Source organism: Halopseudomonas sp. L-58 (genome assembly GCF_056859475.1).
Window position 1 is genome coordinate 1 of the sequence record NZ_JBSXON010000067.1, and the last position, 16722, is coordinate 16722.

The window sequence follows — 16722 nt, forward strand, 5'->3', positions numbered from 1 at the left end:
GGGAAAACCGGGTTTGTGAAAACATGTCAGGCCGTTCAAATCGAGTCTTGAAGGCCGATTATCAACGAATAATGTGCGGTTGCGGGGGCTGGAGCCGCCCCCGCGTTTTTTTACCGGACACTAGTGACGCAGAGCGTGGGAGCGATCAGCAACTTGCAACGTGCTCGAATGGTGGAGTGCGCACCCGGGTTTCGTCCCGTTTACGCGGGCGAGTAGCGCAGATTTATCGGGAAAAAGAGTCATAGGCTGTCTGAGGAGCGCAGCGACGAGTTTTATGACTCCCCGATAAATCGAGCAACGCAGCGAACCCGAAGGGCCGCGTAGTCGGGTGCCCCGGGGGATCGCCAAGGCGAAAAGCTGCTTCAGCAGCAACGCAGCGTATGAAACGGCCAACCATTAACGGCCCGCGCCAAAAGGGTTGAGCGCGCAACTGCCAGCCATAAAGGCCCCGCCCTAATCAAAATCCTGCTTCTCCATCCACGGAATAATCCGCTCGAATGCCTGCTCGATCCGCTCCAGCGAGGTGGAATAGCTCAGCCGCAAGGCATTGCTGCAGCTGTTTCCGAAGGTCTCGCCGGGAATGGTGCAGACCCCGGTTTCCTTCAGCAACCGCAACGCCACGTTGGTGCCGTTGACCCCTTCCGGCAGCGACGGAAACAGATAAAACGCGCCCTCGGGCTTGTAGCCGGTCAGGTGCGGCGTCTGTTCCACCAGCTCGACCAGCCGGTCGCGACGGCGGGTGTACTCGCTGAGCATCTGCTCGATGAAGGCACCGCCGCTGCGCAGCGCAGCCACCCCGGCCCACTGGAACGGGGTATTGGCGACCGTGGTGGTGAACATGTGATAGCGCCGCAACTTCTTGATTGCCGCCTGGCTGCCGATCAGCCAGCCGATGCGCATACCGGCCATGCTGTAGGTCTTGGAAAAACTGCTGACTACCATCACGTGATCCAGATCGCTGCAGCACGACAGCACCGACGGGTATTCTCGCCCGTCATAGATCAGGTGGTCGTACACCTCATCGCTGATGACATGGATACCACGGTAGGCCGCCTCTTCCAGAATCGCCTCCAGCGTCTCGCGCGGATACAGCGTGCCGGTCGGGTTACTCGGCGAGTTGAGAATGATCGCGTAGGTATGCGGCTCAATGGCATCGATCACCTCCTGCGGATCAAGCTGGTGATGATTCTCGGCACGCGTTGATATCTCGGTCACCTCGCCGCCGTTCATGCGAATCAGCGGTGCATAGAGCATGAACGCCGGATCCGGCACGATAAAGTGACGGCCTGGGGCTGCAACCGCTGTCAGCGCCAGATAGAGCGCCTCGGTCGCGCCGGTGGTGACCATGATGTTGTCCGGCGTCAACGGCCGCTGGTAGCGCTCGCTGTAGTACTCCGCCAGCGATTCCAGCAGCTCCGGCAGGCCGGCGTCCATGGTGTAGCCGGTCTGCCCGGCGCGCAGCGCCTCGACCGACGCTTCAACCACCACATCCGGCGCCGGCAGATCCGGCTGACCGATGGACAGATGGATCACATCCTCCATGTTGGCGGCCAGATTGACCATCTTGCGAATCCCCGGAATGGGAATGGTCAGCAGCGCCGGATTCCAGATCGGGTCTTCGGATTCATACAGATCAATATCGGAGTTTCCCAGCGGCATGGCATTACTCCTTGACGGTGGTAAAGAGCGCCGGACGGCGGTCGGTCAACGGAGCGGCCTGCTGATACGCATACCCCGCGCGAAGCACCAGAGCATCATTGAAGCGCGCGCCCACCAGTTGCAGGCCAATCGGCAGCCCCTGGCTGTCAAAGCCGCAGGGCACAGAGATGGCCGGCTGGCCGGTCATGTTGAACGGATAGGTAAAGGGGGTCCAGGTCGGCCAGCGGGTGCTTGGCCAGTCCTCCGGCACCTCGCGCCCGGTCTTGAAGGCGGTCAGTGGCAGGGTCGGGGTGAGCAACAGGTCGTACTTCTGATGGAAGGTCGCCATGCGCTCGCGCAGCGCCATCGACTCGTTCACCGCCCCCATGTAGTCCAGCATGCTCAGGCGCGCGGCCTTTTCCGATACCTTGACCAGTTCCGGATCCATCACCGCCCGTTTCTTCGGCCCCAGGTCGCGAATGGCATTGGCCGCTCCGCCGTAAAACAGATGACCAAAGGCAGCCAGCGGATCACTGAAACCGGGGTCAACCCGCACTACCTCGGCCCCCAGCTCGGCCAGCACGCGGGCCGCCTCGGCCACGGCTGCTTCCACCTCGGGATCAACATCCACATAGCCCAGGTTGGGGCTGTAGGCGATCTTCAGACCCTTTACCCCGCTGCGCAACTCAGCCAGATAGTCGATATTGCGGCGCGGCACAGCGTGGGTATCGCGGTAATCGGGCTCGGCCAGCACATTCATCATCAGCGCACAGTCTTCAACCGTCCAGGTCATCGGCCCGGCATGGGCCAGGGTGCCAAAAGGGCTGGAGGGCCAGTGCGGTACTTCACCAAAGGAGGGTTTGAGACCGACAATGCCGCAGAAGGAGGCAGGAATCCGAATCGAGCCGCCGGCGTCGGTCCCCAGCGCCAACGGCGCCATGCCCAGGGCAACCGCCACCCCGCTGCCGCCGCTGGAGCCGCCGGCGGTTTTGTCCGGATTCCAGGGGTTGTTGGTGACCCCGTCAACCGGGTTGTCGGTCACCCCTTTCCAGCCGAGCTCCGGCGTTGTGGTCTTGCCGATCGGCACATAGTTGTGGCGCGCCAGCGCCGCGGTACAGGCGCCAGTCTTGCCGAGAGTGCTTTGCGGGTCGACCGTGTGCGAGCCTTTCAGGGTCGGCCACATCGGCGTCAGGAAAACATCCTTGACCGCCACCGGTACGCCGTCCAGCAGCCCGCTGGGGCACCCATCGACATAGCGCTGCTCCGCTGCACGTGCCAGTGCCACACTGGTCTCCCGGTCTACCAGACAGAAGCCGTTGGTTTGCCCATCAACACGCTCAATCTGATCAAGCAGACAATTGGCCACCTCGACCGGTGACAGCTGTCGATCAACAAAATGCGCACGCAGCTGGGTTGCCGTCATTGCCAGAATGTCGTTGGACATATTCGCCTCCTCAGTGCCAGAGAGCCCGGACTTCGCCTTATTGCCGGGCGCTATTTCCCCCTGTTCACGATATTGAGCAGGGGCTCATCGGCCAGCCAGCGCTGCAGGTTGGCCATGAACTGCTCGCCCAGCGCACGGCGCCAGCCGATAAAGTCGCCCGCCATGTGCGCAGACAGCATCACATTGGGCAGATCCCACAACGGATGGCCTTCCGGCAGCGGCTCGGGGTCCACGACATCCAGCACGGCGCCCCCCAACTGGCCGGCTTGCAGGGCCGCGACCAGATCGTCGGTCACCACGATGGCACCGCGGCCGACGTTGACCAGCAGCGCATTGGAGCGCATGCGCGCCAACCGGTCGCGGTTGATCAAGCCTCGCGTGGCGTCGGTCAGCGGTGCGGTAATCACCACAATGTCAGCCTCGGGCAACGCGCCATCCAGTTGTTCACTGGCCAGTACGCGGCTGAAGTGTTCGGCGCTGCGGGCGGTCCGTGCGATGCCGATCACCTCGATATCCAGCGCCGACAGCAGCCGCGCCACCTCGCTGCCGATGGACCCGGCGCCGATCACCAGCGCCCGCTGCCGGGCCACCAGCGCGGTCTCGCGATGCTGCCAGCGCTGCTGGCGTTGCAGCGCCAGATTGCCGAGGCTGTCCTTGGCGTGCATCAGCACCGCACCCAGCACGTACTCGGCAATGCCCAGATCAAACACACCGCGCGCGTTGGTCAGCAGCACATCGCTGTCCCGCAGCGCCGGGAACATCAACGCATCAACGCCGGCACTGGTGGCGTGGACCCAGCGAATGCGGTGCTCGTCCGGCCAGCAGCGCTCAAGCAGGTCGGTGCGAAAATCCGTCACCACCAGCACATCGGTCTGCGGCAAATGCCTGCGCAGATCAGACTCGCTGCTGACCGTGCGCAGCTCTACCGTGGTCGGCAGATCATCCAGCCCCGGCAGCGGCGCTTCGCCGGGCGCAACCAGCACCAGCACGCGGGTCATGCCGCCACCTGCTCTGCTGCCCGGGTGAAGCGGGCTACCGCCTCATCTACTTCGGCACTGCTGACCGTCAGCGGCGGCAGCCAGCGAACGATCTGCCCCTCGGTGCCGCAGCGCAGCAGCAACAGCCCCTGCGCTTCCGCCGCGCTGGTCAGCCGAGCGGCCAGATCACCGCGCGGGGTGCGGAAGTCATCGGCGATTTCCATCCCCAGCATCAGCCCCTTGCCGCGCAGGGTGTCGATCATCGGGAAGCGTTCTTTCAGCCCGTGCAGGCGCTCATTCAGCAGCTCGCCCTGGCGGGCGGCGTTCTCGACCAGCTGCTCACTGTCGATCACCTCCAGCGTCGCCAGCGCCGCCGCACAGGCCACCGCGTTGGCGCCATAGGTGCCGCCCTGTGAACCGGCCAGGCCCTTGCTCATCAGGGCTTCGGAAGCGGCAATGGCCGACAGCGGGAAGCCGCTGGCCAGACCCTTGGCGGTGATCACGATATCCGGGGTGACGTCAAAGTGACTGTGGCTCCAGAACCGTCCGGTGCGCCCATAGCCGGCCTGAATCTCGTCGCAGATCAGCAAAATGCCGTGCTGCCGGCAGCGTTCGGCCAGCCCCTGCATGAACGCCTTGTTGGCCGGGTAGTAACCAAATTCGCCCTGCACCGGCTCGATCAGCATGGCGGCGGTGTCGCTGGGCGCAGTGCGGGTTTTCAGAATGTGGTCCAGCTCGCGCAGGGCAAACGCGGTAGCCTCTTCCTCGGTCCAGCCATAGCGATAGGCATGCGGGAAGGGCGACACCTCGACCCCGGCCATCATCGGATGAAAACCGGTACGCACCTTGGTGCCAGAAGTGGTCAGCGAGGCGGCGGCCATGGTGCGACCGTGAAAGCCGCCGTCAAACACGATGATATTGGCCCGTCCGGTGGCCTGCCGCGCCAGGCGCAGGGCCGCCTCGACCGACTCGGAGCCGGAGTTGCTGAACGCCACCGAGTCGATGCCCTCAGGCATGCGCTCGGCCAGCGCATCGGTCAGTTCCAGCATCGGCCGATGCGCCACCGTGGTGTACTGGGCGTGAATCACGCGGCCGACCTGCGCCTGCGCCGCCGCCACCACGGTCGGATGACAATGGCCGGTGCTGGTCACACCAATGCCGGAGGTAAAGTCCAGATAGCGGCGGCCGTCGGTATCAACCAGCCAGCTGCCTTCGCCGTGATCGACACAGACCTGGCTGGCCTGCTTGAGTAGCGGTGACAAATGGTGCATAGCCATCTCTCCTGTCCTTTCGGCGGGCCGGAGCCCGTATCTGATCGGCCAGCGACACGCAGAGCGTGTCCTGACACGCGAGCGGGATCAGTGCAGCGCGGCAATCACGCCAGCAGTCACATCCCGACAGGTCCGCTGTTGGCCTGCAGTGGTCGCCAGATCCTTGGCAACCGCCAGACGCAGCCGTTCAGCAGCCTGTGCGCAGCCCACCCAATCCAGCATCAGTGCTGTGGTGAGCAGCATGGCAGCAGGGTTTGCGAGCCCCTGGCCGACGATATCCGGCGCGCTGCCATGTGTGGGTTCGAACAGCGCGGGCATCGCCCGGCTGTCCGGATTGATATTGCACGACGGCGCCAGCCCCAGTCCGCCCGAAAGCACGGCGGCCAGATCCGTCAGAATGTCTCCATGCAAGTTGCTCGCCACGACCACGTCGAAGGTCCACGGGCACTGCACGAACTTCATGCAGGCGGCGTCGACCAGTTCGTGATGAACGCCTATCTCGGGGAACTCGGCGGCAACCTCGGCAAACACCTCGGTGTACAGATCGCCCCAAAACGGCTGGGCGTTGCGCTTGGTGATCAGGCACACCTGCGCCGCCGCCCGTCCCCTATTCGCGCAATGGAAGTCGCGACTGCCCTGCCCCCGTGCAGCCAACCGCTCACGGGCACGGGCAAAGGCATGGCGAATCAGCCGCTCTGTGGCCCGGCGGGTAAACACTTCCAGTTGCGTCGCCACCTCATCGGCGCTGCCGCGGTGCAGCCTGCCGCCCTGATTGACGTACTCGCCTTCACTGTTCTCGCGAATCACCAGCATGTCCACCTCGGCCGCGCGGGGATCAGCCAGATACTGCGGTGCGCCAGGCAACAAGCGCGCCGGCCGCTCGCAGGCCCACAGGTCCAGCCCCTTGCGAAACTGCAGCAGCGGTGCCAGCGAGACGCTGTCGGGCAGGCAGTAGCGTTCGGCATCAGTCAGCGGCCCCGGATCGCCCAATGCGCCCATCAGCAGCGCGTCATAGGCTTGCACCCGGGTCAGGGCATCGGCGGGCATCATCTCGCCGTGCTGGCGGTGCCAATCGGTCGACGGCCAGTCCAGCCAGTCCCAGGTCAGACCGAGCGGGGTCTGGCGATCAAGCGCGGCAAGCACCTCGGCCGCGGCCGCCATTACCTCCGGGCCGATACCATCGCCGGGCATCAGGGCGATGCGCCTTGGCTCGGTCATCTGTCAGGCCCCGCCCATGCACAGGTATTTGATCTCGGTGTACTCATCCAGCCCGTGCCGCGAGCCCTCACGGCCCAGCCCGCTGGCCTTGACGCCACCAAAGGGTGCCGCCGCGTTGGACACCGCGCCTTCGTTGATGCCGATAATGCCGGCCTCCAGCGCATCGGCAACACGCCAGACGCGGTGGATGTTGGTGCTGTAGAAATAGGCAGCCAGCCCGTAGGGCGTATCGTTGGCCAGTGCGATGGCCTGCTCCTCGGTGTCGAAACGCATCACCGCGGCCAGCGGGCCGAAGGTTTCATCGGCGCAGACCTGCATGTCCGGGGTCACACCGGTCACCAGCACGGGCTCAACGTAGTTGCCTTTGGCCTCGCCAGGTGAGGCGCCGGCAACATGCTCAGCACCTTTGGCCAATGCATCGTCAAAGTGTTCCTGTACCTTTTTCACCGCGGCCCGATTGATCAGCGCGGACTGGGTCACGCCTTCTTCAAATCCGTCACCCAGCTTGAGCTTGCCCATCGCCTCGGCGAGTTTCTCGACAAACTGGTCATGAATGCCGCTCTGGACCAGAAAACGGTTGGCGCAGACGCAGGTCTGCCCGGTGTTGCGGAACTTGCAGACCATGGCCCCCTCGACCGCACGATCCAGATCGGCATCGTCAAACACGATAAAGGGCGCATTGCCGCCCAACTCCAGCGACACTTTCTGCACGTGCTCGGCGCACTGCGCCATCAGCTGACTACCGACACTGGTCGAGCCGGTAAAACTCAGCTTGCGCACCGTCTCGCTGCCGGTCAGCACCTCACTGATCATCGACGCCTTGCCGGTCACTACGTTAAACACACCCGCCGGAATGCCCGCTTCCTCCGCCAACACACCGAGCGCCAACGCGGTGAACGGCGTGGCACTGGCCGGTTTGACGATCATCGGGCAGCCCGCTGCCAGCGCGGCACCGGCCTTACGGGTAATCATTGCCGCCGGGAAGTTCCAGGGCGTGATGGCTGCAGTCACCCCAATCGGCTGACGGGTCACCACAATATGCTGCCCGGGCTTGGCACCGGGAATGGTCTCGCCGTAAACACGGCGTGCTTCCTCGGCAAACCAGCGAATGAAGGACGCCGCGTAGTCCACCTCACCACGGGATTCCACCAGCGGCTTGCCCTGCTCCAGCGTCATCAGGCTGGCAATGTCCTCGCGGTGCCTGAGCATCAGGTCGTACCAGCGCATCAACAGGTCAGCACGTTCCAGCGCGGTGGTCTTTCGCCACTCGGCAAAGGCCTGGTCGGCCTGGGCGATACACTCGGTGAGCTGCGCCTCGCTCAGGCTGGGCACGCTGCCGATGATCTCGCCGCTGGCGGGATTATCCACCTCGATCGTCGCACCATCACTGGCAGCAACCCATTGGCCGCCCACCAGACATTGCTGGCGAAACAGGCGGGATTCGGTGAGACGGGACAGAGCAGACATGTGGCCTCCTGTAGGGATTCCGCAAAATATGAAGCCAAGCGCAGAGACGCTTGGCTGACTGAGTAAAACCGATACGCAGCAGGCTGCGCAGAAGCACCGGCAAAGCCATATCGAAGACTTCCCGGCAGGAACGTGTTTCCTCACAGGGTAGGTAGGATCGAGGCGAGAAGCAAACTTCCGGCAGTTGAGGAACCGTGACTACGCCGGGCAGTCTAGAGTGAGTTGCAGGGTGTCTTTTCCGCGCTCTGCCTGACCCCCAACCCGAGGAGGCAACACATGCAACGGATACTCCCCACGCTAGCCGGCTTGCTGCTCGCCAGTGCCGCCACTGTGACCATGGCCGAGACCGCCGCGCCGGAGGATGCCAGCGTCTACTTCATATCACCAACTGACGGCGCCACCGTCAGCTCACCGGTCACAGTGCAGTTCGGGCTCAGTGGCATGGGCGTTGCCCCTGCTGGCGTCGAGCGCGCCGCAACCGGCCACCACCATCTGCTGATCGATACCGATCAACTGCCTCCGGCCGGTCAGCCGATTCCAGCCGACGATCATCATCGTCACTTCGGCGGCGGCCAAACCCAGACCAGCCTCGAGCTGCCCCCGGGCAAGCACACCCTGCAACTGGTGGTCGGTGACCACAATCACGTCCCCCTGTCACCCTCGGTCGCCTCCGAGCGCATCACCATCACCGTCGAGTAACCGTCCCACCCACCCGCCCTGACTGCCAACTCGGCGAGGGCGGGCACAGCAGCGGAACTGCAGCGCCCGTTCGCGGACCCACCTTTCAGATACCCATTGCAAGGCATTCGCTCCTTGCTTCGAGGGACGACTCTGGGCTAAGCCGCCAGAATAACGCCACGATGGCGTCCAGGCGGCTTCCCACAGCTGATCGGAGAAATACCCCGATTCAGGTACTTGCCATAAAAGCAGATGGCGATATGCTTCTAATCAGCCAGCCATGCACTGGCGACCCGTTCGGACAAGCTGCCCCGATCTACCACTGTTGCGGTAGGCCGAGTCGCCGCGAGGCCGTTGCCGTATCTTTTTTCGGTTTGACCGACCAGCTTTTGCGTCTGCCACAAAGGCGCATTCAGGGAGAGAGAAATGATCAAGAAAGCCTTGGCACTGTTTGCCGTTCTGTTTTTGTTCAGTGGTCACGCGGCCGCTGGCTTTGACGGCTACGTAGAGGTAACCAACAACACCGGCTATGACATCTACTACCTGTATGTCAGCCATGCCAAGTCCGACTCATGGGAAGAGGATGTGCTGGATGACGACATTCTGCCCAATGGGCATACCGTGCGCGTCAATCTGCGTAACGCCAAATCATCGATCTTTGACATCCGTGCCAAGGATGAAGACGGCGACACCTATACCATCTGGGATCTGGACGTCGCCCGTCACGACGTCGTATTCACTCTGGATGATATGGACTGATGTCAGCGCGGGGCGGTCCCCGACCGCCCTGTCTCCAGGTCAACAACCTCAGCTGCTGGGAGAGGCCCAGTGTCTCCCCTGGATGTAGACACCCGATAACCTCACTGCCCTGGACACCCCCATGATCAGAACACTCTGCCGCATGCTTGTGCTCGTGCTGCTCCTAAGCGGTAAAGCGGCCGCCGCAGACGCCCCCATCAAAATCACCAACAACACGGGATATCAGATCCAGTTCGTCTACGTTCTTTACCGAGGCGATTCCTGCCCCTCAGACGACATTCTGGGCAACGACGTACTCCCGGACGGCGCCAGTATCCTGTTGCAAAGCCCGACAGGAAATAGACAGCTGGAGGAGCTGACCGCACAGGACGAAGACGGGGACCGATATTCGATCCGGCCACCCATGGACATGGACGGCGAGATTGTCATTACCCTGGACAACTTGCAGTAGGACATCATATCCGCTCGACCAGGCTTGCCTACTGCCGCCGTAGCACTGCCCCCTGATACACCAGCGCCAGTACCACAGCCATCCCCGCCGGCACCAACAGCGCCCTGAACTGCCACTGGTCAAAGCCCAGCGCGCCGATCGTACCGCCCAGAATAAAACCGCCAATCAACAGCAGAAACAGGGTTGCCTTGCGCCGGTCCATAGGCACCCCGCGCAGACGCGCACCCAGCATGACGCCCAGATCAGTGAAGATGCCTGAAACGTGGGTGGTGCGAATGATGGCTCCACTGTAGGTAGTAACCATCGCGTTCTGCAGCCCACAGGCGGCCGACGCCAGATAGTGCCCGGCCAGACTGTTGCCCTGCAGAGCGAACATCGCCAGCACCAGCAACAGCGCTTCCACCAGCAACGCAACGCCATAGCGACGGCCATGCTCCAGCGCACTGCTGCCGATAAACAACCCGCTGAACGCCGCCCCCAACACAAAACTGAGCAGCACCAGCAACAGATGCAGCACTTCGGCAGACTGCAGGTGCGTCAGACCAACCCCGAGCAGCGTCGAGGTGCCGGTCAGGTGCGACACCGCCTGATGGCTGAACCCAGCAGACCGACCGCGTTGACCACGCCGGCCATCAACGCAAGGGTAAAGGCACCCGCCTCAATCCAGGATGGCAATCTGGAAATCACGCTCCCCCCTCCTCCGGCAAAAAGCCCATCATACGCCCGATAGGCCCCGTTGGCCCGGCAGCGCTTCAGTTCGTCAACAGAGGACACCGCAAGCGTGGATATCCGTCGCCAACTGCGAGTAGAATCGCTGTTTTTCGAAATTTCGACAGGACACTCGCACATGGGTCGCGCTTATCAGAACCGCAAGGAATCCATGGCCAAAACGGCCGACGCCAAAACCAAGCTGTACAGCAAGTACGCACGGGAGATCTACGTTACCGCCAAGTCCGGCGGCGTCGACCCCGATGGCAACCTGGCGCTGCGCGGCCTGATTGATCGCGCCAAGAAGGACCAGGTCCCCGGCCACGTTATCGACAAGGCCATCGACAAGGCCAAGGGCGGCGGTGGCGAGGACTTCGCAAAGGCCCGCTATGAAGGCTTCGGCCCCGGTAACTGCATGGTGATCGTCGATTGCCTGACCGACAACCCGAACCGCACCTTCGCCGACGTGCGCAACTGCTTCACCAAGACCAAGAGCAAGATCGGCACCGAAGGCAGCGTCAGCCACATGTTCGATCACTGCGCGATCCTGGCCTTCAGGGGTGGCGACGAGGAAGCCACGCTGGAAGCCCTGATGATGGCCGACGTCGACGTCACCGACATCGAAAACGAAGACGGCGTAATCACCGTATTCGCCCCGCATACCGAATACTTCAAGGCCAAACAGGCGTTGATCGATACCTTCGGTGAGCTCGATTTCGAGGCCGACCTGATCCAGTTCGTGCCGCAGACCACCACCGAAATCAGCGGCGACGATGTTGCCATGTTCGAGAAGTTCACCGACATGCTTAACGATCTCGACGACGTGCAGAACATCTACCACAACGCCGAGTTCTGATCCCGCAGCGGGCGCCTGCGGGCGCCCGTCAGTTGCCCACGTTACGCAGCAAGACTGCAGCTGCAAACGCAGCCAGCACCACCAGCGTCACCACCCCGCTCACCAGTGACGACGCCCGCTTGCCTGCGCCCTTGCGCTGATCGGCAAACGCCTGTTCAACCTGCTCCAGGCTCAGCTGCTGCGCACCTTCCACAACCAGCACCTCACGAGCGCTGGCGCCCAACGCCAGTTCACGCAACACCCGCAACTCGACCTCGGTCAGGCCGCCTTCCAGGCAGTCGCGCTGCTGCATCACCAGACGCGGCGCGGCTGGAAACAACCGGTTGCCTGCGGCCTTGCGCAATAACCACTGCAGGTACTTTTCAGCCAGTGCGAAGTCGCCAATCAGCACCCGAGGATGGTCGGTGACGCTGACCCGACGCATGCCCTCTTCGAGCGCCATGCTCAGCGCCTCGTGGCCCGCCGCGACAAACACCACCTTGCCAGCCTGATCACCCAGCACCACCAGAGGCGGCTCACTGATCACCTCGCCTGAGTGCAGATCACGCAGTTCGAAGCGGTCACGCCACAATTGCAGCAGATACAATCGATCCCCCAACAGTCGACGCAGGCTCATGCACGAACCTCCCGCGGATGCCCCGGATAAAACTTGAGCGCATCGGGTCGGCGCAAGCGCTGAAACGCCGCCACCTCCCAAGGCCGAATCGCCATGATCATGCTGACGCCAAAGCGCTGCTCCAGCGGCAGCACCAGGTCTTCCTGGTGGCTATGCCGAAACGCCTGGGCCAGACGCTGCAGCTTCTGGTGCATCTGCTCGGTGGATTGCGGCGACAGCATCCCGCTGAGGAACAGGCGCAGCTCGCCCGGGCGGTTGAAGTGACACTGGAAGAAATCACTCTGCACCTGCTGCTCGAAGAAGCGCTGGATCGGCCCGCCCTGCTGCCAGCGAAAATCATGACTGATCAGCGGCTTGATACGGTTGCCCGGCAGCAGCTCGATCAGCCCCATCCGATCCAGCCGCGCCAGGCGGCCCACCGCTTCCACCTCACTGAGCTGATAGGTATGGAGCATCTGCGCCAGACTCCAGCGATTCAGCGCGCAGATCGCCACCAGCAGCAGGCGGTCATCGCCCACCAGTTCCTGCTCCTGCTCGGCAGTCAGCGCATCGATGCGCTGGGCCTGATCCAGCCGGCGGACCAGATCGGTGATCTCCAGCCCCAGCAGCGCACAGATCTGATCCAGCCGCTGCAGCGAAAACTGCCGCTCGGAGAACAGCCGCTTGACGCTCGCCTCCGACAACTCAAGCGCCTCGGCAACCTGCTGATAGGTGATTCCACGCTCTTTCAGCGCGCCTTTCAAGGCCGCGACAATCGCTGCGGTCTGCGCCATATGACAATACCTTTACCAGTCTGGCCGAGCCCGGCCACCAAGAAGTATCGCCATGTAATACCTTAAGCGCCCCTCTGCGCAACCTTTTCGGTAACGCTGGCGCCGCCAATCAGGCCCGTGCACAGTCCGCTCCAGACGCAGCCACAACCCCCTGCGCACCCCACGTTCTGGAGGCAACACCATGGATACCGAGATCAACAGTAACTCCTCAGGCTGGATTTTCTTCGTCAAGGCGTCATTCGCGATTGCCCTGCTGGCAACCGGCGCGGGCGTGGTATTTGCGCCCACCGACCTGCTGGTCAAGGGCTACATGTCGGTCTGTGCGCTGTTTCTGGTCAGCACCACCATCACCCTGTCGAAAACCATGCGGGATGAACACGAAGGCAAGCGCATTCACAACCGCCTGTCTGAAGCCCGCGCCCAGCAACTGCTGAAAGAATATACGGAGTAACCGTCATGACACTCTGGAGAAAAGTAGGCACCCTGTTCCGCGCCAGCGCCCATGAACCGCTTGAACAGCTGGTCGACGCCAACGCCCTGCGCATCATGGAGCAGGAACTGCGCGACACCGAGCACGCCATGCTGCTGGCCAAGCGCGAGCTGGCCGGGCTGATGGCGACCATCAAGCAACTGCAGCGCAGCAACGAGCAGCTCTGAACCGACCTGGCCCAGCGCGAAGAACAGGCGCGGCAGGCACTGGCGCGAGATGAAGCCGGTCTGGCCTACGAGCTGGCCGAGTGGATCGCCGCGCAGGAGAACCAGTTGCAGCAACAGCGCCAGCAGGCCGAGCAGCTGCAGCGGCAGGAAACCAGTCTGCGCGAACAACTGCGCCGCGCGGCGCAGATGCACCAGCAGTATCGCCGCGAACTGCAGCTGGCACGGGCGAACCGCAGCGCCGAGCGCCTGCTGGGCAATCTCGGTCAGCAGACCCGTGGCCTGCAGGCCCACATGGGCGATCTGGCCAGTTCTCTGGAGCGCATTCGTCACCGTCAGGACAACGCCAGCGATGTCGGCGCCGCCCTCCAGCAATTGCAGGACGAGGACGACGGCAGTGCACTCGACCAGCGCCTGCAACGCGCCGGTATTGCCACCGGCAAGACCGACGCCAACAGCGTACTCGCCAGACTGCGGGGCAACACCAGCGCTAGCGAATAGGCAGCGCTATCAGGAAGGGCGACACCGGTCGCCCTTCCATAACTTTTTTATTCCTTAACTAACAATAAAGAATATTTAATCTATTCTTCAGCGGATGCCACAGTGGGTTCTCACCCCATCGGAGCCATCCCATGAAGCGCTTTGCCCCTCTTTTAGCCCCCATTTTGCTCGCTTGCAGCAGCCTGCTGTTTGCCGCCCCGGCTGTCGAACACCTGCGCCTTTCGGTGATACCCACCGCCGTGTCCAGCGGCGCCGCCGAGGCGATGGTGGTCAGTGGCGGACGCTGGACCACCGAGCGCCATCTGGTGCATGCCGCGGTGCTGATCGAACACCCCAAAGGCCGCTTTCTGTTCGACACCGGGCTGGGCCGTCAGACCGCCGAGGCCTTTGCCCGCAACAACTGGATCAACCGCACGCTGCTGGCCTACGAGCAGCTGAACCCGGCTCGCGACCAGCTGGAAGCGGCCGGCTACAGCGCTGACGATATCGACTTCATTCTGCCCAGCCACCTGCACTGGGATCACCTCGGCGGGTTGCCGGACTTCCCCGGCATTCCAGTAAAAGTGCTGCCCGGCGCACTGGAAGAAGCCCGCGACCACGGCGAGCCGCCAGCCTTTTTGGCCGAGCAGTTGGAGGGCCAACGCGAGTGGCAACAGATCGAACTGGACAACACGCCCTATCAGGGCTTTGAACAAAGCCTCGACCTGTTTGACGACGGTCAGCTGATTCTGGTCGATCTGAGCGGCCATACCGCCGGCCAGGCCGGGCTGTTCGTCAATCTGCCCTCAGGCAAGCGCCTGTTTCTGATCGGCGATACCAGCTGGACCGAACGAGGCGTTGAACGGAACAAGCCACGGCCGGTATTCGTGCAATGGCTATCCCACGTCGACAGCGACCGCGAGCGCAATAGCCAGCAGCTCAAACGCGTGCATGAGCTGCATCAACGCGATCCGGAGCTGTTGATCATTCCGGCCCACGACGAGTTCGTTGCGGCTGGCCTGGCCCGGTTTCCAGCCTTCGAGGAATAACCATGGATCTGCGCAGTCTGCGCTACTTCTGCGCCGCTGCCGAAGCTGGCAGCCTCACCGCGGCGGCCGAGCGCTGCCATGTCGCCCAGCCTTCCATCTCCAACGCCGTAGCCCAGCTGGAACAGGAGTTTGCCCTGCGGCTGTTCAGCCGCAGCAAGAGAGGCGTGACGCTCACGCCCGAGGGTGAGGCCTTCTATCAGGAGGCCGCGCGCCTGCTTGGCAGCGCCGGCGAAATGGAGCAACGCTTCAAGCGCGTCGAGCGCCCCACCCTGTCGGTCGGTATCAACGCCAGCCTGGCCAGTCGCGACAGCGGCTACCTGCTGCAGCTGACCGCCGGCAGGCTCACGGACTATCGCCTGCAGGTACGCAGCCAGCCTGCTCAAAGTGCAGACCTCTGGCTGCTGAGTGAACGGCAGGTGCCAGCCGGCTACCACTTTATTGCGCTGATGGAACAGGAGTACCGGCTGCTGCTGCCCCGCGGCTGGTCCCTCAATCAGCCTCTTGAGCTGGAACAGGCTACCCAATATCCATGGATCGACCGGCTCGACTGCGAACTGCGCAGCGCCTTCCTGGAGCGCCTGCCCGAGTTGGCCGACCATGCCAGCCTGCAGGTGGATACCGAAGACCTGGCCCTGAGCCTGGTGCAGCACCGCCAGGGGGCAACCGTTATGGCGGTCAGCGACGACATCGACCTGCTGAGCCCGGCCATCGACAGCCACTCTCTGCGCGGACTGGTACCCGAGACGCTGCGTCATCGCCAGTTGGGGCTGGCCTGCCGGGCTGAACTGGCAGACAGCATCATTGCCGCTTTCGGCTAGCACCCTCTTTTCGCCCCTGCGCCGCTGGCCTACACTCGACTGATGGCTCTGACACCCGATGCTGACCCGCTCTATCAAGCCGCCCGCAACCGCGTGCGTGCCGCCCTGCTGCCAATCGTCAACGGAGCTGCACCGGATGCCGACGCAGTTCACCAGTTACGCGTCTGCTGCAAGCGCTTGAGGGCGCTGCTGCAGCTGTACCGCCCGTATGCAGGGCACCAACGGTTGCGCCAGTTGGACCAGCAGCTCAGACAGATCGCCAAAACGCTGGCCGGCAGCCGCGATCTGCACGTACAGCAGCAACTGATCAAACAACTTGCCAGCACGCTGGACACACCGCTGAGCCCCGCACTCAACAGCCGGCTGCTGCAGGCATCACATGCCCGTGCGCCGAGCAGCACCGACAGCGAGCATCTGATCGCTGCCTTCGCCGCCGTTCTGGCCGACTGGCCCCATTCGGCCACTGGCGCAGCCGACCATTGGCAGATTGGCCTGCAGCGCACCATCAAACGCGCGCGCAAACTTGCTCGCAGCGCCTGCAACAGTGATCAGGATGCGCTTTATCACCGCTGTCGCAAATGGATCAAATACGCGCTGTATCAGCGCGAACAACTGCACGATGCGCGCCTGCCGGCCGATCGCCAGATGACACTGCTGACGCGCCTGGGTGAGCGACTGGGCGAGCTGCAGGATCTTTGCAACCTGGAAGCACAGCTCCAGCGCTCCCCCGCCTCGACAGACAGAGATGCGCTGGCCGCTCGACTGGAACAGCGCAAGCATCACTGCAAACGCCGTATTATCCGGCTGTTTATACGGACATTCGGTCGCGGCGGGTTCCGCTGCTGATCCGGTAAGCTGTTATTCA

Annotated in this window: 17 protein-coding genes and 1 pseudogene; 9 read left to right on the forward strand and 9 right to left on the reverse strand. The window is 63.0% G+C overall.

From position 1 onward, the window contains the following. Nucleotides 1-453: 453 nt before the first annotated feature. From AC13EY_RS11665 to AC13EY_RS11690, 6 genes are all read right to left on the reverse strand, one after another. Complete coding sequence (locus AC13EY_RS11665) at nt 454-1659, reverse strand: pyridoxal phosphate-dependent aminotransferase (protein WP_228245101.1); 1206 nt, start codon at nt 1657-1659, stop codon at nt 454-456. A 4-nt stretch (nt 1660-1663) separates the two neighbouring features. Next, nucleotides 1664-3082, reverse strand: a complete 1419-nt coding sequence (locus AC13EY_RS11670) for an amidase (RefSeq protein WP_228245100.1) — start codon at nt 3080-3082, stop codon at nt 1664-1666. A 50-nt stretch (nt 3083-3132) separates the two neighbouring features. Continuing rightward, complete coding sequence (locus AC13EY_RS11675) at nt 3133-4080, reverse strand: D-2-hydroxyacid dehydrogenase (RefSeq protein WP_228245099.1); 948 nt, start codon at nt 4078-4080, stop codon at nt 3133-3135. Continuing rightward, entirely contained in the window at nt 4077-5336 is a 1260-nt protein-coding gene (locus tag AC13EY_RS11680) for an aspartate aminotransferase family protein (protein WP_233048333.1), read from the reverse strand. Before AC13EY_RS11680 ends, AC13EY_RS11675 begins: the two co-directional genes overlap by 4 nt. An 81-nt stretch (nt 5337-5417) precedes the next feature. Then, the gene (locus AC13EY_RS11685) at nt 5418-6548 is read right to left on the reverse strand and encodes an isocitrate/isopropylmalate dehydrogenase family protein (protein WP_228245097.1); all 1131 of its coding nucleotides are present in this window, start codon (nt 6546-6548) and stop codon (nt 5418-5420) included. Between the two features lie 3 nt (nt 6549-6551). After that, complete coding sequence (locus AC13EY_RS11690; RefSeq protein WP_228245096.1) at nt 6552-8015, reverse strand: NAD-dependent succinate-semialdehyde dehydrogenase; 1464 nt, start codon at nt 8013-8015, stop codon at nt 6552-6554. Nucleotides 8016-8291: 276 nt separating this feature from the next. Here AC13EY_RS11690 and AC13EY_RS11695 point away from each other — a divergent pair, with 276 nt between their 5' ends. The 3 genes from AC13EY_RS11695 (at nt 8292) to AC13EY_RS11705 (ending at nt 9903) form a co-directional block, all read left to right on the forward strand. Next, nucleotides 8292-8714, forward strand: coding sequence for a DUF4399 domain-containing protein (locus AC13EY_RS11695; protein ID WP_228245095.1), 423 nt, complete (start codon nt 8292-8294; stop codon nt 8712-8714). A gap of 405 nt (nt 8715-9119) precedes the next feature. After that, nucleotides 9120-9452: a hypothetical protein gene (locus tag AC13EY_RS11700; protein ID WP_088273305.1), complete on the forward strand. Its 333-nt coding sequence runs from the start codon at nt 9120-9122 to the stop codon at nt 9450-9452. A gap of 121 nt (nt 9453-9573) precedes the next feature. Beyond that, nucleotides 9574-9903 (forward strand): hypothetical protein, encoded by a 330-nt coding sequence (locus AC13EY_RS11705; protein ID WP_228245094.1) that lies wholly within the window; start codon nt 9574-9576, stop codon nt 9901-9903. A gap of 28 nt (nt 9904-9931) precedes the next feature. On the opposite strand, the gene AC13EY_RS11710 is transcribed toward AC13EY_RS11705, so the two are convergent. Further along, nucleotides 9932-10486 carry a YoaK family protein gene (locus tag AC13EY_RS11710; RefSeq protein ID WP_228245093.1) on the reverse strand — a complete coding sequence of 185 codons (555 nt, stop codon included), beginning with the start codon at nt 10484-10486 and terminating at the stop codon, nt 9932-9934. Between the two features lie 264 nt (nt 10487-10750). Here AC13EY_RS11710 and AC13EY_RS11715 point away from each other — a divergent pair, with 264 nt between their 5' ends. Then, entirely contained in the window at nt 10751-11467 is a 717-nt protein-coding gene (locus AC13EY_RS11715; protein ID WP_228245092.1) for a YebC/PmpR family DNA-binding transcriptional regulator, read from the forward strand. Between the two features lie 28 nt (nt 11468-11495). On the opposite strand, the gene AC13EY_RS11720 is transcribed toward AC13EY_RS11715, so the two are convergent. Both AC13EY_RS11720 and AC13EY_RS11725 read right to left on the reverse strand, forming a co-directional pair. After that, nucleotides 11496-12083, reverse strand: a complete 588-nt coding sequence (locus AC13EY_RS11720) for an acetate and sugar kinases/Hsc70/actin family protein (RefSeq protein ID WP_228245091.1) — start codon at nt 12081-12083, stop codon at nt 11496-11498. Beyond that, a complete protein-coding gene (locus AC13EY_RS11725; protein WP_228245090.1) occupies nt 12080-12856 on the reverse strand; it encodes a helix-turn-helix domain-containing protein in 777 nt (258 codons plus the stop codon). Before AC13EY_RS11725 ends, AC13EY_RS11720 begins: the two co-directional genes overlap by 4 nt. A gap of 181 nt (nt 12857-13037) precedes the next feature. On the opposite strand from AC13EY_RS11725, the gene AC13EY_RS11730 reads away from it, so the two are divergent. The 5 genes and pseudogenes from AC13EY_RS11730 (at nt 13038) to AC13EY_RS11750 (ending at nt 16703) form a co-directional block, all read left to right on the forward strand. Then, complete coding sequence (locus tag AC13EY_RS11730) at nt 13038-13307, forward strand: YiaA/YiaB family inner membrane protein (RefSeq protein ID WP_088273300.1); 270 nt, start codon at nt 13038-13040, stop codon at nt 13305-13307. A 5-nt stretch (nt 13308-13312) separates the two neighbouring features. Continuing rightward, nucleotides 13313-14011 (forward strand): annotated as a pseudogene (locus AC13EY_RS11735) (PspA/IM30 family protein). A 131-nt stretch (nt 14012-14142) separates the two neighbouring features. Then, complete coding sequence (locus tag AC13EY_RS11740) at nt 14143-15039, forward strand: MBL fold metallo-hydrolase (RefSeq protein WP_228245088.1); 897 nt, start codon at nt 14143-14145, stop codon at nt 15037-15039. A gap of 2 nt (nt 15040-15041) precedes the next feature. Continuing rightward, on the forward strand, nt 15042-15857 hold the full coding sequence (locus AC13EY_RS11745; RefSeq protein ID WP_228245087.1) for a LysR family transcriptional regulator: 816 nt from the start codon (nt 15042-15044) through the stop codon (nt 15855-15857). Between the two features lie 42 nt (nt 15858-15899). Then, entirely contained in the window at nt 15900-16703 is an 804-nt protein-coding gene (locus AC13EY_RS11750; RefSeq protein WP_088273296.1) for a CHAD domain-containing protein, read from the forward strand. Nucleotides 16704-16722 lie beyond the last annotated feature (19 nt).

Excerpts from the sequence above, each read along its gene's own strand:
- AC13EY_RS11665 (WP_228245101.1), bottom strand. The coding sequence starts at position 1,659 with ATGCCGCTGGGAAACTCCGATATTGATCTGTATGAATCCGAAGACCCG.
- AC13EY_RS11670 (WP_228245100.1), bottom strand. The coding sequence starts at position 3,082 with ATGTCCAACGACATTCTGGCAATGACGGCAACCCAGCTGCGTGCGCAT.
- AC13EY_RS11675 (WP_228245099.1), bottom strand. The coding sequence starts at position 4,080 with ATGACCCGCGTGCTGGTGCTGGTTGCGCCCGGCGAAGCGCCGCTGCCG.
- AC13EY_RS11680 (WP_233048333.1), bottom strand. The coding sequence starts at position 5,336 with ATGGCTATGCACCATTTGTCACCGCTACTCAAGCAGGCCAGCCAGGTC.
- AC13EY_RS11685 (WP_228245097.1), bottom strand. The coding sequence starts at position 6,548 with ATGACCGAGCCAAGGCGCATCGCCCTGATGCCCGGCGATGGTATCGGC.
- AC13EY_RS11690 (WP_228245096.1), bottom strand. The coding sequence starts at position 8,015 with ATGTCTGCTCTGTCCCGTCTCACCGAATCCCGCCTGTTTCGCCAGCAA.
- AC13EY_RS11695 (WP_228245095.1), top strand. The coding sequence starts at position 8,292 with ATGCAACGGATACTCCCCACGCTAGCCGGCTTGCTGCTCGCCAGTGCC.
- AC13EY_RS11700 (WP_088273305.1), top strand. The coding sequence starts at position 9,120 with ATGATCAAGAAAGCCTTGGCACTGTTTGCCGTTCTGTTTTTGTTCAGT.
- AC13EY_RS11705 (WP_228245094.1), top strand. The coding sequence starts at position 9,574 with ATGATCAGAACACTCTGCCGCATGCTTGTGCTCGTGCTGCTCCTAAGC.
- AC13EY_RS11715 (WP_228245092.1), top strand. The coding sequence starts at position 10,751 with ATGGGTCGCGCTTATCAGAACCGCAAGGAATCCATGGCCAAAACGGCC.
- AC13EY_RS11720 (WP_228245091.1), bottom strand. The coding sequence starts at position 12,083 with ATGAGCCTGCGTCGACTGTTGGGGGATCGATTGTATCTGCTGCAATTG.
- AC13EY_RS11725 (WP_228245090.1), bottom strand. The coding sequence starts at position 12,856 with ATGGCGCAGACCGCAGCGATTGTCGCGGCCTTGAAAGGCGCGCTGAAA.
- AC13EY_RS11730 (WP_088273300.1), top strand. The coding sequence starts at position 13,038 with ATGGATACCGAGATCAACAGTAACTCCTCAGGCTGGATTTTCTTCGTC.
- AC13EY_RS11740 (WP_228245088.1), top strand. The coding sequence starts at position 14,143 with ATGAAGCGCTTTGCCCCTCTTTTAGCCCCCATTTTGCTCGCTTGCAGC.
- AC13EY_RS11745 (WP_228245087.1), top strand. The coding sequence starts at position 15,042 with ATGGATCTGCGCAGTCTGCGCTACTTCTGCGCCGCTGCCGAAGCTGGC.
- AC13EY_RS11750 (WP_088273296.1), top strand. The coding sequence starts at position 15,900 with ATGGCTCTGACACCCGATGCTGACCCGCTCTATCAAGCCGCCCGCAAC.